This is a genomic window from Anaerolineae bacterium, assembly GCA_014360855.1.
Lineage (GTDB): Bacteria > Chloroflexota > Anaerolineae > JACIWP01 > JACIWP01 > JACIWP01.
The window spans coordinates 1-2697 of the sequence record JACIWP010000005.1; the positions used below are offsets into that span (position 1 = coordinate 1).

General features: G+C 66.6%; 2 protein-coding genes and 1 pseudogene (1 of these 3 only partly in view). All 3 read left to right on the forward strand.

Features of this window, described 5'->3' with window-relative positions; translation table 11 throughout:
* The first annotated feature begins 43 nt into the window (after positions 1-43).
* On the forward strand, positions 44-1696 hold the full coding sequence (gene hutU / locus H5T60_00580) for a urocanate hydratase (GenBank protein ID MBC7240928.1): 1653 nt from the start codon (positions 44-46) through the stop codon (positions 1694-1696).
* A 3-nt stretch (positions 1697-1699) separates the two neighbouring features.
* Entirely contained in the window at positions 1700-2326 is a 627-nt protein-coding gene (locus tag H5T60_00585) for a nitroreductase family protein (GenBank protein ID MBC7240929.1), read from the forward strand.
* Positions 2326-2697: pseudogene (locus H5T60_00590) on the forward strand (imidazolonepropionase); it runs 900 nt beyond the window's last position. Before H5T60_00585 ends, H5T60_00590 begins: the two are co-directional and overlap by 1 nt.

A 2697-nucleotide genomic window follows, 5' to 3' on the forward strand; every position in this document is an offset into this window, starting at 1 on the left:
TGGTTCATCCTCAGCGAGACATCCCACACAAGGAGGTGAAAAGATGGCGCGTGTGATTCGGGCGCCGCGCGGCACACAAATTAGCTGTAAGGGCTGGCTTCAGGAGGCCGCTCTGCGCATGCTGATGAACAACCTGGACCCCGAAGTGGCCGAGAAGCCGGAGGAGCTGATCGTCTACGGCGGGCGCGGCAAAGCCGCCCGCTCCTGGGAGGCCTTCGACGCCATCGTGAAATGCCTGCGCGAGCTGGAAAACGATGAGACCCTGCTGGTGCAGTCCGGCAAGCCGGTGGCCATCTTTAAGACCCATCCGGACGCGCCGAGGGTGCTCATCGCCAATGCCAACCTCGTGCCCAAATGGGCGACGCAGGAACATTTTGACTGGCTGGACCAGCAAGGGCTGATCATGTACGGCCAGATGACCGCCGGCTCCTGGATTTATATCGGCACCCAGGGCATCCTGCAGGGCACCTATGAGACGCTGGCCGCCGTCGCCAACAAGCATTTCGGCGGGAGCCTGCGCGGCCGCTTCGTGCTGACCGCCGGCCTGGGCGGCATGGGCGGCGCCCAACCCCTGGCGGTCACCATGAACGAGGGGGTGGCCCTCGTCGTGGAAGTGGACCCCGAACGCGCCCACCGCCGGCTGGAAAAGGAATACATTGACGTGGTGGTGGACGATTTCGAGGAAGCTCTGGACCTGGTCATGGCCGCCAAAGAGGCCCGCGAGCCCAAGTCCATCGGCCTGGTGGCCAACGCCGCCGACATTTACCCCGCCCTGCTGGAGCGCAATATCATCCCCGATGTCGTCACCGACCAAACGCCGGCCCATGACGTGCTGAGCTATGTGCCGGCCGGCATGTCCCTGGAGGAGGCCAACCGCCTGCGCCAGACCGACCCGAAGGAATACGAAAAGCGCTCCATGGCCTCCATGGCGCGGCAGGTGCAGGCCATGCTCGATTTCCAGAAGCGGGGCGCGGTGGTCTTCGATTACGGCAACAACATCCGCCAGCGGGCCTACGACTACGGGGTCAAGGACGCCTTCAACTTCCCGGGCTTCGTGCCGGCCTATATCCGGCCGCTCTTCTGTGAGGGCAAGGGGCCTTTCCGCTGGGTGGCCCTGTCCGGCGACCCAGAGGACATTTACAAGATTGACGAAGTGGTCATGCGTGAATTCTCCTACGACGAGCACCTGGTGCGCTGGATCAAGATGGCGCGCGAGAAGGTGCGCTTCCAGGGTCTGCCGGCGCGCATCTGCTGGCTCGGCTACGGGGAACGCGCCCGCTTCGGCTTGCTCATCAACGACATGGTGGCACGAGGCGAGGTCTCGGCGCCCATCGTCATCGGCCGCGACCATCTGGACTGCGGCTCGGTGGCCTCGCCGCGGCGCGAGACCGAGAGCATGCGGGACGGCACGGACGCGGTGGCGGATTGGCCCATCCTCAATGCCCTGATCAACGCGGTGGGCGGCGCCACCTGGGTGAGCTTCCACCACGGCGGCGGCGTGGGCATCGGCTACAGCCTGCACGCCGGCCAGGTCATCGTCGCCGACGGCACCCCCGAGGCCGCCCGCCGGCTGGAACGCGTCCTGACCACCGACCCGGGCATGGGCATCGTGCGTCACGCGGACGCCGGCTATCCGGAAGCCATCGCCGCGGCCCGCCGGCACGGCATCAAAATCCCCATGCTGCCCGAGGAATAACCTATGTCCGAACACCCGAGTCTCTGGGACCTGGTGCACCGCCGGCGCTCCGTGCGCCAGGTCCTCCCCGCCGCAATTTCCGACGAAACCATCGAGCGCATCCTGGAGATCGCGCGTTGGACCCCCTCGTCGTACAATTCCCAGCCCTGGCATATCGTGGTGGTGCGGGAGCGGCTGGCGGAGCTGTGGGATGTCATCGAGGCCGCCGGCCGCCAGGCACGCGCCGGCCGCCCCGTGGAGAAATTCCTCGAGCGCCTGAACGGCTATCGGGGCGCCAGCGCGGTCTTCTTCGTTTTCCTGGACCGCGCCATCGTGGATGAACAATTGCGCATCACCACCTATGCGCCGGCGGAGCGCGTCGAAAGCTGGGCACGGGAGTCTTTGGGGATGCTTCAATATGCCATCTGGCTGGCCGTGGTAGATGCCGGCCTGGCCGCCTCCCTGCATCACTTCGACTCCGAGGAAGAGGCTATCTGCCGCTTCCTGGAGATCCCGTACCCGCGCTTCCGCCTGATGGGCACCATGCCCGTCGGCCTGCCGGCGCACGAGGTTCCCGTGCCGGGCCGCCGGCCCCTGAACGAGATCGCCTCGTTCGAGCGCTGGCGTCCGCCGGCCGCAGACGCCCCATGATGCGGAGGGTGATCATGCGCGCCGATCTGCTGATTCACAGCGCCGCACAGCTCCTGACCCTGGCATCGCCGGCCGGCCCCAAGCGCGGTGCCGCCATGCAGGACCTGGGCATCATCGAGGATGGGGCCGTGATGGTCGCGGACGGGGAAATTATCGCCGTGGGCACCACGGCAGAACTGCGCGCGGCGGTGCAGGCCCGGCGGGAAATTGACGCCGCCGGCCGCGTGGTCATGCCGGGCTTCGTTGATCCGCATACCCATCTGTTGTTCGCCGGCTCCCGAGAGGATGAGTTCGAGCTTCGGCTGAAGGGGGCCACGTACATGGAAATCATGGCCGCCGGCGGGGGCATCATGAACACCGTGCGCCGCACG

What these genes read in the sequence shown, in the direction of transcription:
- H5T60_00585 (MBC7240929.1), top strand. Translation starts at nt 1,700, where the DNA reads ATGTCCGAACACCCGAGTCTCTGGGACCTGGTGCACCGCCGGCGCTCC.
- hutU (MBC7240928.1), top strand. Translation starts at nt 44, where the DNA reads ATGGCGCGTGTGATTCGGGCGCCGCGCGGCACACAAATTAGCTGTAAG.